This window comes from Oceanisphaera sp. W20_SRM_FM3 (genome assembly GCF_052119705.1).
Taxonomy (GTDB): domain Bacteria; phylum Pseudomonadota; class Gammaproteobacteria; order Enterobacterales; family Aeromonadaceae; genus Oceanimonas.
Genome location: NZ_JBGQOP010000001.1, coordinates 1 through 16,893 on the forward strand (window position 1 = coordinate 1; position 16,893 = coordinate 16,893).

At 49.9% G+C, this 16,893-nt stretch carries 17 protein-coding genes and 1 pseudogene; 11 read left to right on the forward strand and 7 right to left on the reverse strand.

Annotated elements, in window-relative coordinates:
- Positions 1 to 439 precede the first annotated feature (439 nt).
- The gene (locus ACEN2G_RS00005; RefSeq protein WP_442019408.1) at positions 440 to 1,819 is read left to right on the forward strand and encodes a PhoH family protein; all 1,380 of its coding nucleotides are present in this window, start codon (positions 440 to 442) and stop codon (positions 1,817 to 1,819) included.
- Between the two features lie 32 nt (positions 1,820 to 1,851).
- On the opposite strand, the gene thiQ is transcribed toward ACEN2G_RS00005, so the two are convergent.
- The 3 genes from thiQ to thiB are packed head-to-tail and all read right to left on the reverse strand — an operon-like array spanning position 1,852 to position 5,130.
- Positions 1,852 to 2,562, reverse strand: a complete 711-nt coding sequence (gene thiQ / locus ACEN2G_RS00010) for a thiamine ABC transporter ATP-binding protein (protein ID WP_442019409.1) — start codon at positions 2,560 to 2,562, stop codon at positions 1,852 to 1,854.
- The gene (thiP, locus tag ACEN2G_RS00015) at positions 2,546 to 4,147 is read right to left on the reverse strand and encodes a thiamine/thiamine pyrophosphate ABC transporter permease (RefSeq protein WP_442019410.1); all 1,602 of its coding nucleotides are present in this window, start codon (positions 4,145 to 4,147) and stop codon (positions 2,546 to 2,548) included. The genes thiQ and thiP overlap by 17 nt, the downstream gene beginning before the upstream one ends.
- Positions 4,147 to 5,130, reverse strand: a complete 984-nt coding sequence (gene thiB / locus ACEN2G_RS00020) for a thiamine ABC transporter substrate binding subunit (RefSeq protein ID WP_442019411.1) — start codon at positions 5,128 to 5,130, stop codon at positions 4,147 to 4,149. The genes thiP and thiB overlap by 1 nt, the downstream gene beginning before the upstream one ends.
- Positions 5,131 to 5,310: 180 nt before the next feature.
- On the opposite strand from thiB, the gene ACEN2G_RS00025 reads away from it, so the two are divergent.
- The 3 genes and pseudogenes from ACEN2G_RS00025 to ACEN2G_RS00035 form a co-directional block, all read left to right on the forward strand.
- Positions 5,311 to 5,601: a PilZ domain-containing protein gene (locus ACEN2G_RS00025; protein WP_442019412.1), complete on the forward strand. Its 291-nt coding sequence runs from the start codon at positions 5,311 to 5,313 to the stop codon at positions 5,599 to 5,601.
- Positions 5,602 to 5,675: 74 nt separating this feature from the next.
- Entirely contained in the window at positions 5,676 to 5,891 is a 216-nt protein-coding gene (locus ACEN2G_RS00030; protein ID WP_442019413.1) for an acyl-CoA thioesterase, read from the forward strand.
- A 258-nt stretch (positions 5,892 to 6,149) separates the two neighbouring features.
- Positions 6,150 to 6,425 (forward strand): annotated as a pseudogene (locus ACEN2G_RS00035) (acyl-CoA thioesterase); the annotation flags it as partial.
- Positions 6,426 to 6,476: 51 nt separating this feature from the next.
- Here ACEN2G_RS00035 and leuD read toward each other — a convergent pair.
- From leuD to leuA, 4 genes are read right to left on the reverse strand one after another with little or no spacing between them, the layout of a single operon-like run.
- Entirely contained in the window at positions 6,477 to 7,076 is a 600-nt protein-coding gene (gene leuD, locus ACEN2G_RS00040; RefSeq protein ID WP_442019414.1) for a 3-isopropylmalate dehydratase small subunit, read from the reverse strand.
- A 12-nt stretch (positions 7,077 to 7,088) separates the two neighbouring features.
- Positions 7,089 to 8,486, reverse strand: a complete 1,398-nt coding sequence (gene leuC / locus ACEN2G_RS00045) for a 3-isopropylmalate dehydratase large subunit (RefSeq protein WP_442019415.1) — start codon at positions 8,484 to 8,486, stop codon at positions 7,089 to 7,091.
- On the reverse strand, positions 8,486 to 9,586 hold the full coding sequence (gene leuB, locus ACEN2G_RS00050) for a 3-isopropylmalate dehydrogenase (RefSeq protein WP_442019416.1): 1,101 nt from the start codon (positions 9,584 to 9,586) through the stop codon (positions 8,486 to 8,488). The genes leuC and leuB overlap by 1 nt, the downstream gene beginning before the upstream one ends.
- 2 nt (positions 9,587 to 9,588) lie before the next feature.
- Positions 9,589 to 11,157, reverse strand: coding sequence for a 2-isopropylmalate synthase (leuA, locus tag ACEN2G_RS00055; RefSeq protein WP_442019417.1), 1,569 nt, complete (start codon positions 11,155 to 11,157; stop codon positions 9,589 to 9,591).
- Between the two features lie 918 nt (positions 11,158 to 12,075).
- On the opposite strand from leuA, the gene ACEN2G_RS00060 reads away from it, so the two are divergent.
- From ACEN2G_RS00060 to tusB, 7 genes are all read left to right on the forward strand, one after another.
- Positions 12,076 to 13,794, forward strand: coding sequence for an acetolactate synthase 3 large subunit (locus ACEN2G_RS00060; RefSeq protein ID WP_442019418.1), 1,719 nt, complete (start codon positions 12,076 to 12,078; stop codon positions 13,792 to 13,794).
- Complete coding sequence (gene ilvN / locus ACEN2G_RS00065; RefSeq protein ID WP_442019419.1) at positions 13,794 to 14,288, forward strand: acetolactate synthase small subunit; 495 nt, start codon at positions 13,794 to 13,796, stop codon at positions 14,286 to 14,288. The genes ACEN2G_RS00060 and ilvN overlap by 1 nt, the downstream gene beginning before the upstream one ends.
- Positions 14,289 to 14,501: 213 nt before the next feature.
- Entirely contained in the window at positions 14,502 to 15,248 is a 747-nt protein-coding gene (locus ACEN2G_RS00070; RefSeq protein ID WP_442019420.1) for a helix-turn-helix transcriptional regulator, read from the forward strand.
- Positions 15,245 to 15,628, forward strand: coding sequence for a RidA family protein (locus ACEN2G_RS00075; RefSeq protein WP_442019421.1), 384 nt, complete (start codon positions 15,245 to 15,247; stop codon positions 15,626 to 15,628). The genes ACEN2G_RS00070 and ACEN2G_RS00075 overlap by 4 nt, the downstream gene beginning before the upstream one ends.
- Positions 15,629 to 15,695: 67 nt before the next feature.
- A complete protein-coding gene (gene tusD, locus ACEN2G_RS00080) occupies positions 15,696 to 16,082 on the forward strand; it encodes a sulfurtransferase complex subunit TusD (protein ID WP_442019657.1) in 387 nt (128 codons plus the stop codon).
- A gap of 37 nt (positions 16,083 to 16,119) precedes the next feature.
- The gene (gene tusC / locus ACEN2G_RS00085; protein WP_442019658.1) at positions 16,120 to 16,476 is read left to right on the forward strand and encodes a sulfurtransferase complex subunit TusC; all 357 of its coding nucleotides are present in this window, start codon (positions 16,120 to 16,122) and stop codon (positions 16,474 to 16,476) included.
- A 42-nt stretch (positions 16,477 to 16,518) separates the two neighbouring features.
- Positions 16,519 to 16,833, forward strand: coding sequence for a sulfurtransferase complex subunit TusB (gene tusB, locus ACEN2G_RS00090; RefSeq protein WP_442019422.1), 315 nt, complete (start codon positions 16,519 to 16,521; stop codon positions 16,831 to 16,833).
- Positions 16,834 to 16,893 lie beyond the last annotated feature (60 nt).

Consider the following 16,893-nt stretch of genomic DNA (forward strand, 5'->3'; position numbering starts at 1 on the left):
GTGCTTAAGGAGAGGCAACAGAGTTCGGCTCCCACGACCGTGAAATGCCAAGGAAGGCATTTCCCGAGCCCCCATGGGTTTATGGCGTGTCGCGGTAGGTGATTCTGTTGCCTTTCGTTCCGAGCTTTAAAATCGATCATATTTTTACTTAGATTGGTATAACGATTGAGATTGAAAGTGAAGACGGCATTCTAGATACCTATTCGGTCACTCGCTTGAAGGCTGGTTGCTCGCTGCTTGTTTTTACTAGGTTCAATAACTCCAGCGACTGTGAGTATTTCAGTTTAGTGAAGTTGTACTCATTCATAGCTATCAATTAGCGGCAACCCTTGCCGAAAACTCAGAAACGTCATAGCGTTAAGTTGTCATTAGATAATTACATTGAGATGCTAAATTAGGTGATGACTAAGATAGGGCTTAAGCCAAAGGGAGCAGATCTATGGATGATAACGGCCGTAAGCGTTTTATTTTGGATACCAACGTGCTATTGCACGAGCCGCTTTCTATTTATTCATTTAATGAACATAACGTATTGATCCCCATGACGGTACTTGAAGAGCTGGATCGCATTAAAGACCGGCAAAAGGATGTGAGTCGAGATGCTAGGGTGGTTATTCGCACCTTAGAAGGTATTTTCCATGATGCGACGCCAGAGCAAATTACCGCCGGCGTACCCTTAGGTACACAAGGTGATGAGGCTTCTGGCACCCTTGCCATTATTACCGATAAGCATTTGCCGGAAGGCTATGCCATGTTTACCGACGATGAAGCGGATAACCGCATCATTAATACTGCGCTTTATTTGCAGCATCAATTTCCTGATAGCAAAACGGTATTGGTGACTAAAGACATTAATATGCGCTTGAAGGCTAAAGGGGCTGGGCTGCAGCACGTAGAAGATTATAGATCCGATCAATTAGTGGACGATATTCGTTTATTGGCTAAAGGTTTTTACCATCAGCAAAACAGTTTTTGGGAGCGAGTAGGCGAGTGTGATAGTGAAACTCATGGTCGAGAAGTCATTCATACGGTGGCAGATGAGCTGCTGCCAGGTGCCCATATTAATCAATACTTGATTGATGATACCGATGACTTTGCGGGCCGCGTAATAGAGAAGCAGGGGCACAAAATTCGCTTCGTAGATCTAGGCCGCGAGCGCATGATGGGCCGCAAGGCGTGGGGCATACAGCCGAAGAATATCTATCAAGCCATGGCATTGGATGCCTTACTGGATCCCAATATTGAATTAGTGATTTTAACCGGCCCTGCTGGCAGTGGTAAGACGTTATTGGCCATGGCGGCGGCACTGGAGATGACCATTGAAAAAGGCATTTACGAGAAGGTGATAGTCACGCGTAATACACCAGAAATAGCCGAGAGTATTGGCTTTTTACCCGGTACCGAAGAAGAGAAAATGGCGCCTTGGCTGGCGGCAGTTACCGATACTTTGGAAGTGCTACATAAGCAAGACGAGTGTATGGACGGCTCGCTAAAATACATTATGGACAAAGCCAATCTGCAGTTTAAGTCGGTTAACTTTATGCGCGGCCGCAGTATTCAAAATACTTTTGTATTGCTGGATGAGTGCCAAAATTTAACCGCTTCACAATTAAAAACGATTATTACGCGCTGCGGTGAGGGCACTAAATTAGTGTGCTCCGGTAACTTGGCGCAAATTGACTCCAGTTATCTCACCCCTGTCACGTCAGGTTTAACCTATATAGTGGAACGCTTTAAAGACTTTGAAGGCAGTGCCAACGTTTATCTTAATGGCGTAATGCGCAGTCGCTTGGCCGCCTTTGCAGAAGAAAATCTCTGACGGGTAAGAGCGAGATTTATACGAGCTCACTCTTATTCTTGTATCGCACCTTGCCCTAGGTAAGCCGCTAACTCTGCAGTTTGGGGGGCTGATAACAGCTCCCTACCTCCGCGCTCTAAGATGCAGCCATTATGAATAAAGACTAATTTATCGGCGACTCTCGCCGCTTCTTCCGGATGGTGTGTCACCAATAAAGTGGTGAGCTGTAATTGATCAGTTTGGCGGCGCAGTAATGCCAGCAGCTCATAGCGTAATGCGGGATCGAGCGCAGAAAAGGGTTCATCTAATAGTAAGATAGGGCGACGACGCACTAAGCAGCGTGCTAAGCCAACTCTTTGTTGTTGGCCACCAGATAAGCTGGCCGGCTTTCGCGTTAATAAGTCTGCAATACCCACTTGCTGAGCTACTTCTTTGATGCTGTGTTGCTGCTGGGCATCGAGCTTGAGTGAGGGCGCTAAGCCGATAGCGATATTTTGATAAACGCTCAAATGCCAAAACAAATTATGGTCTTGAAATAAGGTGGTGATGGGCCTTGCTGCCGGTGGCAGGGAATTTAAGCTTTGATCATTAAATAATAACTGGCCTGAGTCTATGGCGGCAAAGCCACCTATCATGGCTAATAGCGTGGATTTACCCGCACCGCTGGGGCCAATGAGTGCCGTTATCTCGCCAGCCTTGGCCGTTAAGCTGAAGTTGAGCTCAAGCTCAGGGTAACGAGCGCTTAGTTTATCCAGTTGTAGCATCTTTGCCCCCCAGCACACCTTCAATCAAGGTAAATAATCCCAAACTTAGGCCTAACAAGATCAGCGCCGTGGCACTGGCTTCTGTCATCTGATAATTGCCCAGTTGTTGATAGAGCAACCAAGGCAGAGTTTGTAACGATTGGCTACCGAATAGGGCGATGGCACTGAGATCGCCCAGCGACAGCATGATGGCTAAGGCAAAGGTGAGCGCCAAGGGCTTGCGCAGTAATGGCCATTCTATGTGCCTGACTCGTGGCCAACCCTTAATGTCTAAACTGATACACAGCTTATGGTACTGCTGACTCACCTGCTCCATCGGAGGCTGCAAGGTGCGCAGGCCATAAGGTAAGGCCATCAATGAGTTAACTAGCAGCACCAATAAGGGGCCGAGCGTAAACACATCCGCCACGTCGCGCAGTAAAATAAATAACCCGGTAGAGAGCACCACTGCGGGTAACACTAAGATCACCGAGCCGAGGGCTTCCATTAGGTTGGCGCTACGACGGTACCTTAGTTGTAAGCGCAGATGGCGGCTCGTGATCAGCAAGCTGACGGTAAAGAGCACAGACAAGAGTGCTGCACCGGTAGCAATGAGCAAAGAGGTGAGTGTGGCATGCCAGAGCTGCGTCGAACCCAATACGCCGAGCAGTTTAGGATTTAACCCGCTGCTGATAATGGCCAGTAATGGCGGTAAAAATAGTGCTAAGCATAGGGTTAACACCAGCGCATCCCACAGCCGTATACTTAAAACGTGCCGGTCCGGACGAGCACTGTATTCAAGACCTGCGTGTTGAGCGCTGGCGTGGGGAGTGAAGCGATATTGCAGCAATAAAAAACTGGCGCAAAACAGCAACTGTAATAAGGCCAGCATGCCGGCATAGGGCAAGTCGAAATCAAAGCGGATCGCTTGGTAGATAGCCACTTCTAAGGTAGTGGACTTAGGCCCACCGCCGAGCGCCATGACGGTGGCGAAGCTGGTGAAGCAGAGCATGAAAATCATACTGGCTAAGGAGGGCAGTGCATTTTTCATGACCGGCCATTCTAAGCGCAGAAACAACTGCCAACCGTTAAAGTTAAGTTGGCTCGCTATTCGCCACTGACTGGCGGGAATCGACTCTATGGCGTGCAGTAAAATCCGCGCCGCCAGCGGCATATTAAAGAATACATGGGCCAATAAGATGCCGGTTAAACCGTAAAGATAACTGGTCGTTTCTAAACCCAGCGCTTGCAGTAGTTGATTCACCCAGCCTTGACGGCCATGTACCGTTACTAAGCCAAATACTACCAAGATCACCGGTAATACCAGTGATAAGCCAAATAGCCTGAGCAGCAGAGTGCGGCCGATAAAGCGCCGCCGCGATAGCGCTTGGGCGAGTGGTATGGCTAATAACAAGCTCAGTAGCGTGGAGAGCAGCGCCTGATAAAAGCTAAACCAAATAATGTGCCGTAGATAACTGTCGCTAAATAAGCTGCTTAAGTCTTGGCCTTGGCTTTGCACTAACAGCGCCGTGATCGGCGCTAAGGTGAGCAATAAGATCCCTAACAGACTTACCCCGCCGGGCAGCCACCAAGTTCGCCGGCTCATTAACGGATCACGGCGTTGCGCCACTCTCTAAGCCACTGAGCTCTGTGCTTGGCGATTTGCTCTGGGCTAAAACTGAGACTTTTTGTAGGCACAGTGAGCTCAGCAAAGCTCTCGGGCAAGGGGGTGTCTATCACCGGATACATCCAGTTGCCGCTGGCCACATGCTGTTGAAAAGCAGGCGTTAGCATAAAAGCCATAAACTGGCGGGCCAACTCAGGCTGGCTGCTGGTCTTTAACATGGCGGCCACTTCCACTTGCAGGTAATGGCCTTCGCTAAAGTGTGCCGCTTGGTAGTTATGCTGTTGCTCGGCGCTAATGTGATAGGCGGGCGAGCTGGTATAGGAAAGCACTAAGTCGGCTTCGCCTTTAAGAAACATACCGTAAGACTCGCTCCAGCCCTTAGTGACAGCTACCGTACGCTTGGCTAGATTTTGCCACACGCTGGGCGCCTGCTTGCCGTAAAGCTTTTCTACCCACAGCATTAAGCCCTGGCCGGGGGTACTGGTGCGAGGGTCTTGATACAAAATGGTCAGCTCGGGGCGTTTGAGCAATTCGGCAAAGCTCAGTGGCGGATTGTTAAGTAATTCGGCGTTATAGATAAAAGCGAAGTAGCCATAGTCGTAGGGCAAGAAAGTATTGTCGCTCCAACCGTTAGGCAACGTGAGTTCGGGTAGGCTTTGCTGATGTTCAATCAGTAACCCGGTGGCTTTGGCCGCGTCTAATAAGCTGTCGTCTAGTCCTAAAATGATATCAGCTTTGCTGTGTTTACCTTCGAGTCGCAAGCGGTTCAAAATTGAGACACCGTCATCTAAGGCTACAAACTCAAGTTGGCAATCACATTCGGCTTCAAAAGCCTGCTTAATTGCCGGGCCCGGCCCCCAATCAGATGCAAATGAGCTATATGTATAAATGGTCAGCGTTGAAGGTTGCGCAAGTGCAGAGCCAGCCACAAACAAAATAAGCAAGGTTAGGAATTTATGCACAGGGCACTCCATATCAAGGGAAGAGGCCAGCCCGTTAAGGCTTACGGGCGCTGGCTAAAATACCGTAAACAGCAGTTGATGATGATTTTTTACTTAATCTATATTAGCTAACTATTGTAGGGCTATTTTTCTAGCTAAACCAGAGCCTTAGGGATGACAGACTGACAAGGAAGACAAATCATGTTACTAGCCAATGAAGAACAGCGGGTATTTAATCGGATGCAGTTAAATACCAAGATAATTTTAGCGACCACACAAGCGCGAATTGAAGGTGTGTGCCGTAATTTAAGCGCTCAAGGGGTGCTGATGGAAACTGCCAATGGCCAATGTCAGGTCGGTGAGGAATGGCAGTTGGTGGTGCCCTCCGCTGACAGCCAAGTGCAGCCATTAAAAGCCATGGCGACTGTGCTGCGCGTTGATACTGGAGAAAGGACCGACTTGGTGGCATTAACGCTGCTGGATGTACGGTAAAGGCGGGCTAAAGTGTAGGAAGAGGGGCGGTAACGTTATGAGCGAGCAGATTTACTATCCAGTAAGCTTAAGAGGTGCCGGTTGTTTGGGGAGATATGGACGCGCTGCAACACGTGAATAACACGGTATACTTTCGCTACTTTGAAACTGTGCGTATCGAATACCTGCAACGTATTGGCATCATGGCATCATGGCATCATGGCATCATGGCATCATGGCATCATGGCATCATGGCATCATGGCATCATGGCATCATGGCGTTATTAGGGTTTGCTGACTTTTCGAGATGATTTTTACAGCAGTTTGTGGGAGTTTTATACAAGGCAGAGCCTATGACATGTAGTCACTCTCCACTCTTTCCATAAATACGAGCGATAACAACCTAGAAAGGCGCCACAAATGCTGCCCTTCGGGTTCGGCTAAACGCGTTTTTCTCTTTGTTGAGAGGGTTTTGCTTAGAATGCTAGGCTACACCCCTCTCGTCGCGATAAAAACGCGTTTAACTCGAACGAAATTTAACCGCTAAAGGTCAACAGACCCTAGCCAGTGGGAAAATGATGCCGGTGTTGGCCGAGACCCGCGTCCGCTATCGGCGACCTGTGATGTTTCCTGATACCTTACTGGTTGAGGCAAAAGTGAGTGATATTGGTGAGTACGGGGTTAGCATGCGGTATCAAGTCACCAGTCGACAACAGGGTGTGGTAATCACCTTGGGTGAAGCACGCATAGCGCTACTAGATAAAACGACCGGTAAAAAGATGCTAATCACTGCTGCGCTAAAACAGCAGATTTTACAGCTAGCGCATTCATCGTTAGAAAAATAAAAACGCCGACTAAAGTCGGCGTTTTTACTGATCATGCTTACTTTAACAAACTTACAGCCAGCTAGGTTGCTTAGCTTCAAAGTCGTCGATTTGTGCTTGATGCTGCAAGGTCAGGCCTATGCTATCCAGACCGTTTAGCAGGCAGTAACGACGGAACTCATCAATTTCAAAGATGAAATTAAGCTCGCCGGCACGCACTTGCTGCGCTTCCAGATCCACAGTCACTTCTGCATTAGGATTGGCTTTTACGTAAGCAAACAGCGCGTCCATCTCAATGTCGGTTAATTTAACCGGTACCATGCCGTTGTTGATAGCGTTGCCATAAAAAATATCGGCAAAGCTAGGTGCGATGACAGCTTGCAGGCCAAAATCAGCCAGCGCCCAAGGCGCATGCTCACGGCTAGAGCCACAACCAAAGTTTTCCCGCGCCAACAAGATCACCGCCTTATCGAACGGTGCTTGGTTCAGCACAAACTCCGGATTAGGCTTAAGACCTGCTTCATCTAAAAAGCGAGAGTCATGAAACAAATGCTTGCCAAAGCCTGAGCGCGTTACTTTTTGTAAAAACTGCTTAGGAATAATTTGGTCGGTATCGACGTTCGCCTCATCTAAAGGGGCGGCAATACCGGTTAATTGCTTAAATCCGCTCATCTCAAAAATCCCTTATAAATCACGAATGTCGACGAAGTGTCCAAACACGGCGGCGGCGGCAGCCATGGCTGGGCTTACTAAATGCGTACGACCACCGCGGCCTTGGCGGCCTTCGAAGTTACGGTTACTGGTGGCGGCACAACGCTCGCCGGGCAGTAAGCGGTCGTTGTTCATGGCAAGACACATAGAACAACCTGGCAAGCGCCACTCAAAGCCTGCTTCGATAAAGATCTTATCTAAGCCCTCGGCTTCGGCTTGGGCTTTCACCTGCTGTGAACCTGGCACTACTAATGCCTGCACACCCGCTGCCACTTTACGGCCTTTGGCAATCTCGGCGGCAGCACGCAAGTCTTCGATACGGCTGTTGGTACAAGAGCCGATGAACACCTTGTCGATGCTAACGTCGGTCAGCTTGGTGCCGCCTTCTAAAGCCATGTACTTCAGTGATCGCTCGGCGGTATGACGTTCGATGGCATCAGCCATCTCTGCGGGTACCGGAATAGTGGCGTTAATGGCCATGACCTGACCGGGATTTGTGCCCCAAGTAACTTGCGGTGCGATATCGCTACCGTCCAGCTCAACCACTGCATCAAACTGAGCGTCCGCATCTGATTTCAGCGTCTGCCAGTAAGCCACGCCTTTATCCCAGTCTTCGCCCTTAGGTGCAAATGGCTTGCCCTTAAGGTAATCGAAGGTGGTTTGGTCGGGCGCGATTAAGCCGGCTTTGGCGCCCAGCTCAATGGCCATGTTACAAATGGTCATGCGCGCTTCCATGGACAGCGCTTCAATCACGCTACCGCAGAATTCCACCACATAACCGGTGCCGCCGGCGTGAGTCACCTTGCCAATAATGGCCAGCACCACGTCTTTGGCGCTAATGCCGGGCTTAAGCGCACCATTCACTTGGATTTTCATGGTTTTAGCGCGACCCTGTTTCAGGGTCTGCGTGGCCATGACGTGCTCTACTTCTGAGGTGCCGATACCAAAGGCCAAGGCGCCAAAGGCACCGTGAGTGGCGGTATGAGAGTCGCCACACACAATAGTGGTGCCGGGCAGGGTTAAGCCTAATTCTGGGCCAATCACATGCACTATGCCTTGATACTTGTGGTGCAAGTCATACAAGGGTACGCCAAATTCGGCACAGTTAGTGGCCAGCGTTTCCATTTGGATGCGGGCCATTTCACCGGAGGCGGCGATGTCGTTGGTCTCGGTGGAGACGTTGTGATCCATGGTCGCCCAAGTGCGGTCTGGACGGCGCAGCTTGCGGCCTTTCTCGCGCAAACCATCGAAGGCTTGGGGAGAGGTCACTTCATGCACTAAATGGCGGTCGATATAGAGCAAAGGCGTTTCGCCCGCTTCGTTACGCACCAAATGGGCATCAAATACTTTTTGATACAGAGTCTTAGACATTAGCTTGCTCTCCGAATGCGATTTGCAATGTGCTCGCCCATTTGTACTGTGGTCTGTACTGGATGCTTGGCATCCGCACTGAACAGGTCGCCACTGAAGAAACCTTCGGCTAAGGTTTCGCTCACCGCGCGCTCAATGGCCTGTGCGGCTTCTTCCAACTTAAAGCTGTAACGCAGCATTAAGGCGGCGGATAAAATTTGCGCAATTGGGTTGGCAATACCTTTACCCGCTATATCCGGCGCCGAGCCGCCAGCGGGCTCATACAAACCAAAGCCTTGGTCGTTTAAGCTTACTGAAGGCAGCAATCCCATGGAGCCGGTCAGCATGGCCATTTCATCGGAGATAATGTCACCAAATAAGTTAGAGCACAGCATAACGTCGAACTGCGACGGATCCTTGATCAGCTGCATAGTCGCGTTATCGATGTAGATATGGTTCAAGGTGACGTCTGGGTAGTCTTTTGCTACTTCGATCACCACTTCACGCCACAAGATAGAGGCTTGCAACACATTGGCTTTATCGACAGATGTGACGATTCCACGACGGCCTTGCGCCGCTTCGAAGGCTAAGCGTGCGATACGCTCAATTTCAAAACGGTGGTAGACCTCGGTATCAAAGGCTTTTTCTTGCTCGCCTGAACCTTCGCGGCCTTTGGGTTGACCGAAGTAAATACCGCCGGTCAGCTCACGCATGCAGACGATATCAAAGCCACGAGCACTGATATCGGCACGCAACGGAGAAAAGCCTTCTAAGCCTTTATAAATACGCGCCGGGCGCATATTACAGAACAGCTTAAAATGACCACGCAAGGGCAGCAGGGCGCCGCGCTCAGGTTGATCGTTCGGGGCTAAATGTTCCCACTTAGGGCCGCCTACCGAACCGAACAACACTGCATCTGCCTCTTCACAGCCAGCCAAGGTCGAGGCCGGCAGCGGAGTGCCGTGATTGTCGATGGCGATACCGCCCACATCATGGTGACTGTATTGCAGACTGAAACCGAATTCTGCCTGTACCTTGTCTAATACCTTTAGGGCTTCTGCCATCACTTCTGGGCCTATGCCGTCTCCGGGCAATACCGCGACCTGGTAATTTGCACTCATGCTTACACCGTCTCCATGCGAATTTTCTTTTGAATAGCTTCTTTTTTCTTCTCTGCGACCTGTTCGGCACGCCAAATGCTGTTAATCACATGCACCAAAGCTTGGGCCGATGATTCTACTATATCCGTCGCCAAGCCCATACCGTGGAACTTACGCTCTTGGTATTCGGCGACTATGTCTACTTGACCCAAGGCGTCTTTGCCTTCGCCCTTGCTCTTTAATTCATACTTATCGACGCGTATGTCATAACCGGTGACGCGGTTAATGCACTGATAAACCGCATCGACTGGGCCATTCCCCACGGCGGCTTCGTTCACCACTTCGCCACCAACTATCATGCGCACGCTGGCGGTAGACATCACATTGCTGCCGGACTGTACGCTCAAATACTTGAGCTTAAACTGCTCTGGCTCTTCATGAATTTGGCTAAAGAATACTAAGGCTTCTAAGTCGTAATCAAACACTTGGCCTTTACGGTCGGCTAATTCGACGAAGCTTGCGTACAAGGCATCCAGTTCATAGTCTTGCTCGCCGTAGCCCATCTCGCTCATGCGATGCTTGATCACGTGGCGGCCGGAGCGAGAGGTTAAGTTCAACTCGTTTTTCTGCAAACCTATGCTTTCTGGGGTAATAATTTCGTAGGTATTTTTGCTCTTCAACACGCCATCTTGATGAATACCCGAAGAATGCGAGAAGGCGTTAGCGCCGACTATGGCCTTGTTCGGCTGCACCGGCATATTACACAGATTGCGTACTAACTGACTGGTACGATAGATTTCTTGATGCTTGATATGGGTATGCAAGCCTAAAAACTCGGCGCGCGTCTTCAAGATCATGGCAATTTCTTCTAACGAACAGTTGCCTGCTCGCTCGCCAATGCCATTGACGGTGCATTCAATCTGGCGGGCACCATTTTGTACGGCAGCAATGGAGTTGGCTACCGACATCCCCAAGTCATCATGGCAATGCACAGAAATTACCGCTTTATCGATATTAGGGACGCGGTTAAACAAGGTCTGGATAATGCCACCAAACTCGCTCGGCACAGTGTAACCCACGGTATCAGGAATATTCACCGTAGTAGCACCGGCGTTAATCGCGGCTTCTACCATGCGGCACAAATTATCGATTGGCGTGCGGCCCGCATCTTCACAAGAAAATTCTACGTCATCGGTATAACGGCGCGCGTGCTTTACCGCATGCACACCCATCTCTAATACAGAATCGAAGTCTTTGCGTAACTTGCTCTGTACGTGAATGTCGGAAGTAGAGATAAAGGTGTGAATGCGAAACTGCTCGGCAGGCTTTAATGCTGCTGCCGCTGCATCTATGTCGGCTTCCAAGGCGCGGGCCAGTGCACAAACGCGGCTGTTCTTGATGTGGCGCGCTATGGTTTGTACTGATTCAAAGTCGCCTGGGGATGAAATAGGAAAGCCCACTTCCATTACGTCTACGCCTAAACGCTCTAATGCGTAAGCGATTTGTAATTTTTCTTTAACTGTTAGGCTGGCGGAAAGCGCCTGTTCGCCGTCTCGCAAAGTGGTATCGAATATAATGACTTGGTCCGACATGTCGCTTTCCTCTTATTTATGTACCGAGAGTTGTGTACCGAGTGTGCTGTACTGTGCTGCCGCGACAGACATAAAAAACCCGTGCGGATGGCACGGGTTTTTGTTGGTATATATGTGGATGATGAATTCCAGCTACGACCGACCCATGCGCATAAGCACCTGTGAGGTTAGTAGTAATAGTAGTAACTGAATGTGTTTGAACATAGCGCTCATCCATCATCGAAGAATTAGGAAGAATATTTTCGTGAACAACAGTATAGCAATAACTTTAAACGCTGACTATGTCAACATTCTTATTGCTTTTAAGGTGCCAGTGGCTGGCGATATAAACTGCTGTTTTGTGTTAACTTAAGTCGTTATTCTGCTTTTTGGTATGTTTTTGAATTCTTATACTGCCAGCTCTTCACGGGTAGCGAAAATGACTGCTTGGTAGATTGCTCTGTTTGCTCGCTTAATCGTCAATTTTTGCCTCCGGCATTGCTAAGACTCATATCCGCATAAATTCAAGTTGCCGGTGCAGTCTGCTGCTAAAGTGCGCACTGCTATGCAAAGGCCACTATTAGCATGTGACGCTAGGGCCATGAGCTGCTAGCCTTGTGGCAGATTGAAGATGTTCAGGTTCAAACTAGGCTCTGTTTTTTGAGATATAAAAGGCGGGACTGCGGCGCTAGAGCCTGCAATAAGGCTTTTAATAAAGCGCGTAGACAAGCGATTTAAAGCAGGTTAAGGTGATTTTTCTTCCTTTTTCTGCCTAACTTTATCTCATCAGGCAGAAGTGTTTGTTTTTATAAAGATAAAAGCTATTTGCTTTGCACTATCGTTATGCCTAAAAAGTGTTATGCCATAAAAAATGGCTCGCATCTAAAGGCATAAACGTAGCGCCGCACAGCAAATAGAGTAAAGCCTGGAGGGCTTATCATGGAGATGTTATCAGGCGCACAAATGGTAGTAAGAGCGCTGGAAGATCAGGGAGTCGAGCATTTATTCGGCTACCCCGGCGGTTCAGTGCTTGATATCTATGACGCCTTATTTGAAAACAGTAAAATACAGCATGTGTTAGTGCGCCACGAACAAGCGGCCGTGCACATGGCCGATGGCTATACCCGTGCTACCGGCAAGGTCGGTACTGTGCTGGTAACCTCGGGTCCGGGCGCGACTAACTGTATTACCGGTATCGCCACCGCCTATATGGACTCGATCCCCATGGTGGTGTTGTCCGGTCAGGTGCCAACCTATTACATTGGTGATGACGCCTTCCAAGAAACCGATATGCTGGGTATTTCCCGACCTATCGTGAAACACAGCTTTATTTGCAAGAAAGCCTCGGATATTCCGTTGGCCATTAAAAAAGCTTTCTATATCGCCGCCAGTGGTCGCCCGGGTCCTGTGGTTATCGATCTGCCGAAAGACGTGCAAAACCCGCTGGAAAAGCATCCCTATGTGTATCCAGACTCTGTCTCCATGCGCTCGTATAGCCCCACCAGCACAGGTCATAAAGGCCAAATCAAGAAGGCGATGCAAGGCTTGGCCGCGGCTAAACGCCCGGTGATGTATGTGGGTGGTGGTGCGGTAACGGCTGAAGCCAGTGCTTTGGTGATTCAACTGGCCGAGAAGTTTAACTTGCCGGTGACCAATACCCTGATGGGCCTTGGCGTTATGCCCGGCACCCATAAGCAGTTTGTGGGTATGCTCGGCATGCACGGGACTTATGAAGCCAATAAGACCATGCATAACTCAGACTTTATTCTCGCTATTGGTGCGCGTTTCGATGACCGTGTCACCAACAACGTGGCTAAGTTCTGCCCCGATGCCACCATAGCGCACGTGGATATTGACCCGACTTCGGTCTCAAAAAACATCAAGGCACACATTCCGATTGTGGGTTCTGCGGATGCGGTGTTAGAGCAGATGCTGGAAGCTATTCGTGAGCTGGGTTTGAAAACCGATCCTGCAGCCATGAAAGCCTGGTGGACACAAATCGACGAGTGGCGTGCAACAAACTGCTTAGATTATGCCAAGAGCGAACAATACATTAAGCCGCAACAAGTTATTGAGTCTGTGTATCGCATCACCGAAGGCAAGGCCATCGTCAGCTCAGACGTGGGTCAGCATCAGATGTTTGCCGCACTCTATTATCCGTTCGACAAGCCACGCCAATGGATTAACTCCGGCGGCTTGGGCACCATGGGCTTTGGCTTGCCTGCTGCCATGGGCGCTAAAATGGCCTGTCCTGATGCGGTGTCGATCTGCGTGACCGGTGATGGATCTATTCAAATGAATATTCAAGAGCTGTCTACCTGTATGCAATACAACATACCGGTGAAGATTATCTCTTTGAACAACCATTCTTTAGGCATGGTGAAGCAGTGGCAGAAGATGTTCTACGAAGGTCGCGAAAGCCATTCTTACATGGACTCACTGCCGGACTTCGTGAAACTGGCGGAAGCTTATGGCCATGTGGGTATTCGGGTCTCGGATCCGAAAGAACTGGATGCGGCATTAGAGAAATGCTTCGCCATGACCGACAAGCTGGTGTTTATGGACATCATTATCGATCCGGACGAGCACGTTTATCCGATGCAGATCAAAACCGGCGCCATGGATGACATGTATTTAAGTAAAACGGAGAGAACCTAATGCGACGTATTATATCCCTGTTACTGGAAAACGAATCCGGTGCCTTGAGTCGTGTGGTGGGTTTGTTTTCGCAGCGCGCTTATAACATCGAAACGCTGACCGTAGCACCAACCGAAGATCCTACGCTGTCGCGCATGACCATAGTGACCTCGGGTAATGAGCGCCAAATTGAGCAGATCATCAAGCAGCTGAATAAGCTGGTGGATGTGCTTAAGGTGACCGATCTCAGTGACGGCGACCACATAGAGCGTGAAATAGTGCTGGTAAAAGTACGCGCCGATGGTGTGAATCGCGATGAAGTAAAACGCACTGCCGATATCTTTCGCGGTCAAATCGTCGATGTGTCACCGCACCTGTACACGGTACAGTTGGTCGGTACCAGCGATAAGCTTGATGCCTTTATTCGTAATATGAGTGAAAGCACCGAAGTGGTGGAAGTGGTACGCAGCGGCGTGTGCGGAATTTCGCGCGGTGAGAAATCCCTGCGTCCGTGATCACGTTTTGTGTTTGCTAATTCAAAACCGCCTTCGGGCGGTTTTTTATTGGCCAATGGCGAAGTAACAACTAGATACTGATCACTCTTGGCTGCGTCTGGCCACACAAACGGGCAAAAATAGTTGACATCTCACCTCAGCAGTTGAAAATCAGCAGCAGATGTTTGGGCTAGAGAGCCAGCAATGCCGACGGAAAGAATGCCAGCGGAAAGAATGAAAACGCAAAATGGTGCCTCAGAGTCTGTTATTTATCTAACAGCCCCATATGATGCGACTCAGCTTGAGTTGCTCCGTCGCTATGGCGCAGTAATAGACGGACTGGCGGACATGTATGGCCAGCATTGCGAGCTGGCATTGTATTCGTTGGCTGAGCCTCAGCGGCCGTTACTGAAAAGACTCAATGGTGAGCAGGGTGCCCCGCTCGTGGGTGCCTCTTTGCCTGAAGCGCTGGCGCTGCAGGCTTTTGAGCTGCTAGCGGGCTCTGCGCGTCATATTACCTATTTTACGCACAGCCGTTTGGGCAGCCCTATTAAGTCGAGTGTGCAGCTGCTAATGGACGACCAGAACCAAGCCGTGGGCTTACTCTGTATCCATCTGCACTTGGGCGCGCCGTTTCATGAACTGCTGGGTGAGCTGCTACCCAAGCCGCAGACTCCCAGTCCAGAGCCTAATCCCGTCGAAGTGTCACCGGAAAACTTCAATAATAACGTCGAACAACTGGTGACCTTGACCGTAGAGCGCACCATAGAAGGCATTAATGCCAATGGGTTAGTGGCTAATCATCTTAAAAATAAACACATAGTTACGACCTTGTACGAGAAGGGCATTTTCGATATCAAGGATGCCATTGCCATGGTATCGAACAAGCTCAATATCTCTAAACACACGGTTTATCTTTATATTCGACAAAAAAAACGCGATGACGAAGAGCTGTCGCCCCAAAACCCGGAGATCTCATGACTAAAAGCATCATAGCCACAGAACACGCCCCTGCCGCCATCGGCCCTTATGTGCAAGCGACGCGCGTAGGCAACATGCTCTTTACCTCTGGCCAAATTCCGCTTGATCCTGTGTCTATGGACATAGTCGCCGGCGGTATTACCGAGCAAACTCAGCAAGTCATGGATAATTTGCTGGCAGTATTAAAGGCCGCCGGTGGCGATGCGTCTCATATCGTTAAAACCACCTGCTACTTAAAAGACATGAATGATTTCGTGGCCTTTAACGCCGTGTACGCCAGCTACTTCACCCAAGGCGCGCCTTCGCGTTCTTGCGTAGAAGTGGCGCGTCTGCCAAAAGACGTATTAGTTGAAGTAGAAGTCATTGCCTACCTCGATTAAGCCAGTAGATAAGTCAGCGTCGACGGTGGTCGCGAACGTAGCGCCTGCGGCTCTATCAAACCAAAAGCTGCGCTTTGCCTTGTTGGTGACCGGCCCTTGTTACGGCACTCAAGCCGCTAGTGATGCTTATCGCTTCGCTTGTGCCGTGTTGGCGCAGGGGCATATCTTAAGCCATGTTTTTTTCTACCAAGAAGGCGTGCATAACGCTAATCACTTGGTGACACCGGCCTCTGATGAAACCAACTTACAACAAGCTTGGACTGAGCTTGCGCTGGCGCAGGGCTTGCGCTTAGACGTTTGTGTGGCGGCGGCACTGCGCCGCGGTGTGTGCGATGAAGCGAGTGCCGAGCAAGCAGGCTTAAGCCAGTGGAACTTAGCCGAGCCCTTTTACTTGAGTGGCTTAGGCCAGCTTGCCGAAGCGGCACTGACCGCCGATCGCATGGTGCAGTTTTAATGGCGCTCTTATGGAAGCATCAAGCATGAGCGGTATTATGAACAAGGTCGCTTTTATGTTTCGGACCGCGCCTCATGGCTCGGCGTCTGGCCGCGAAGGGCTAGATGCTGTGTTGGCCACCTCGGCCTTAAGCGAAGATCTAGGCGTGTTCTTTGAGGGCGATGGTGTGTATCAGTTATTGGCTGAACAAGATCCCAGCGCCATCTTAGGCCGCCACTATGCACCTACTTTTGGTTTGCTCGACTTATACGATGTAGAGCAGGTGTATGTGTGCCAGCAATCTTTGAGCGAGCGAGGTCTAGTATCTGAGCAACTCAGCATTGCGGTACAAGTGCTGGCGCAAGAGGAGTGGCAACAAACACTGGCTTGCTTTAACGTGCGGCTGAGTTTTTAAACTGCCTTTAAGCCGCCATATAAGAGGCGTTAAGGAAATAGCATGCTGCATACGGTAAAACACTCACCCTTTAGCCATCAAGCCTTAGCGCAAGCACTGGCGGCCTTGCAGCCTGACGACCAGCTATTATTATGGCAAGATGGCGTGATTGCGGCTACGGTAGCCCAGTCGCAAGTATCCTTGGGGCAAGCTTCCTTGTGGCAAGTACCCTTACAGGCGTTGGCCAATGGTCAGCGTTTGTATGTGATGGCAGAAGACTTACAAGCACGCGGTTTAACTCACACCATAGGGCAGGCAATTAGCATGCGCGATTGGGTGGATTTAGTGGCAAGATGGGGTAGCCCCCACGCTTGGTAGTTTGACGTGCGTAGTACTATGCACATAATTTGTACCGCTAAAACTGTATACATCTTGACT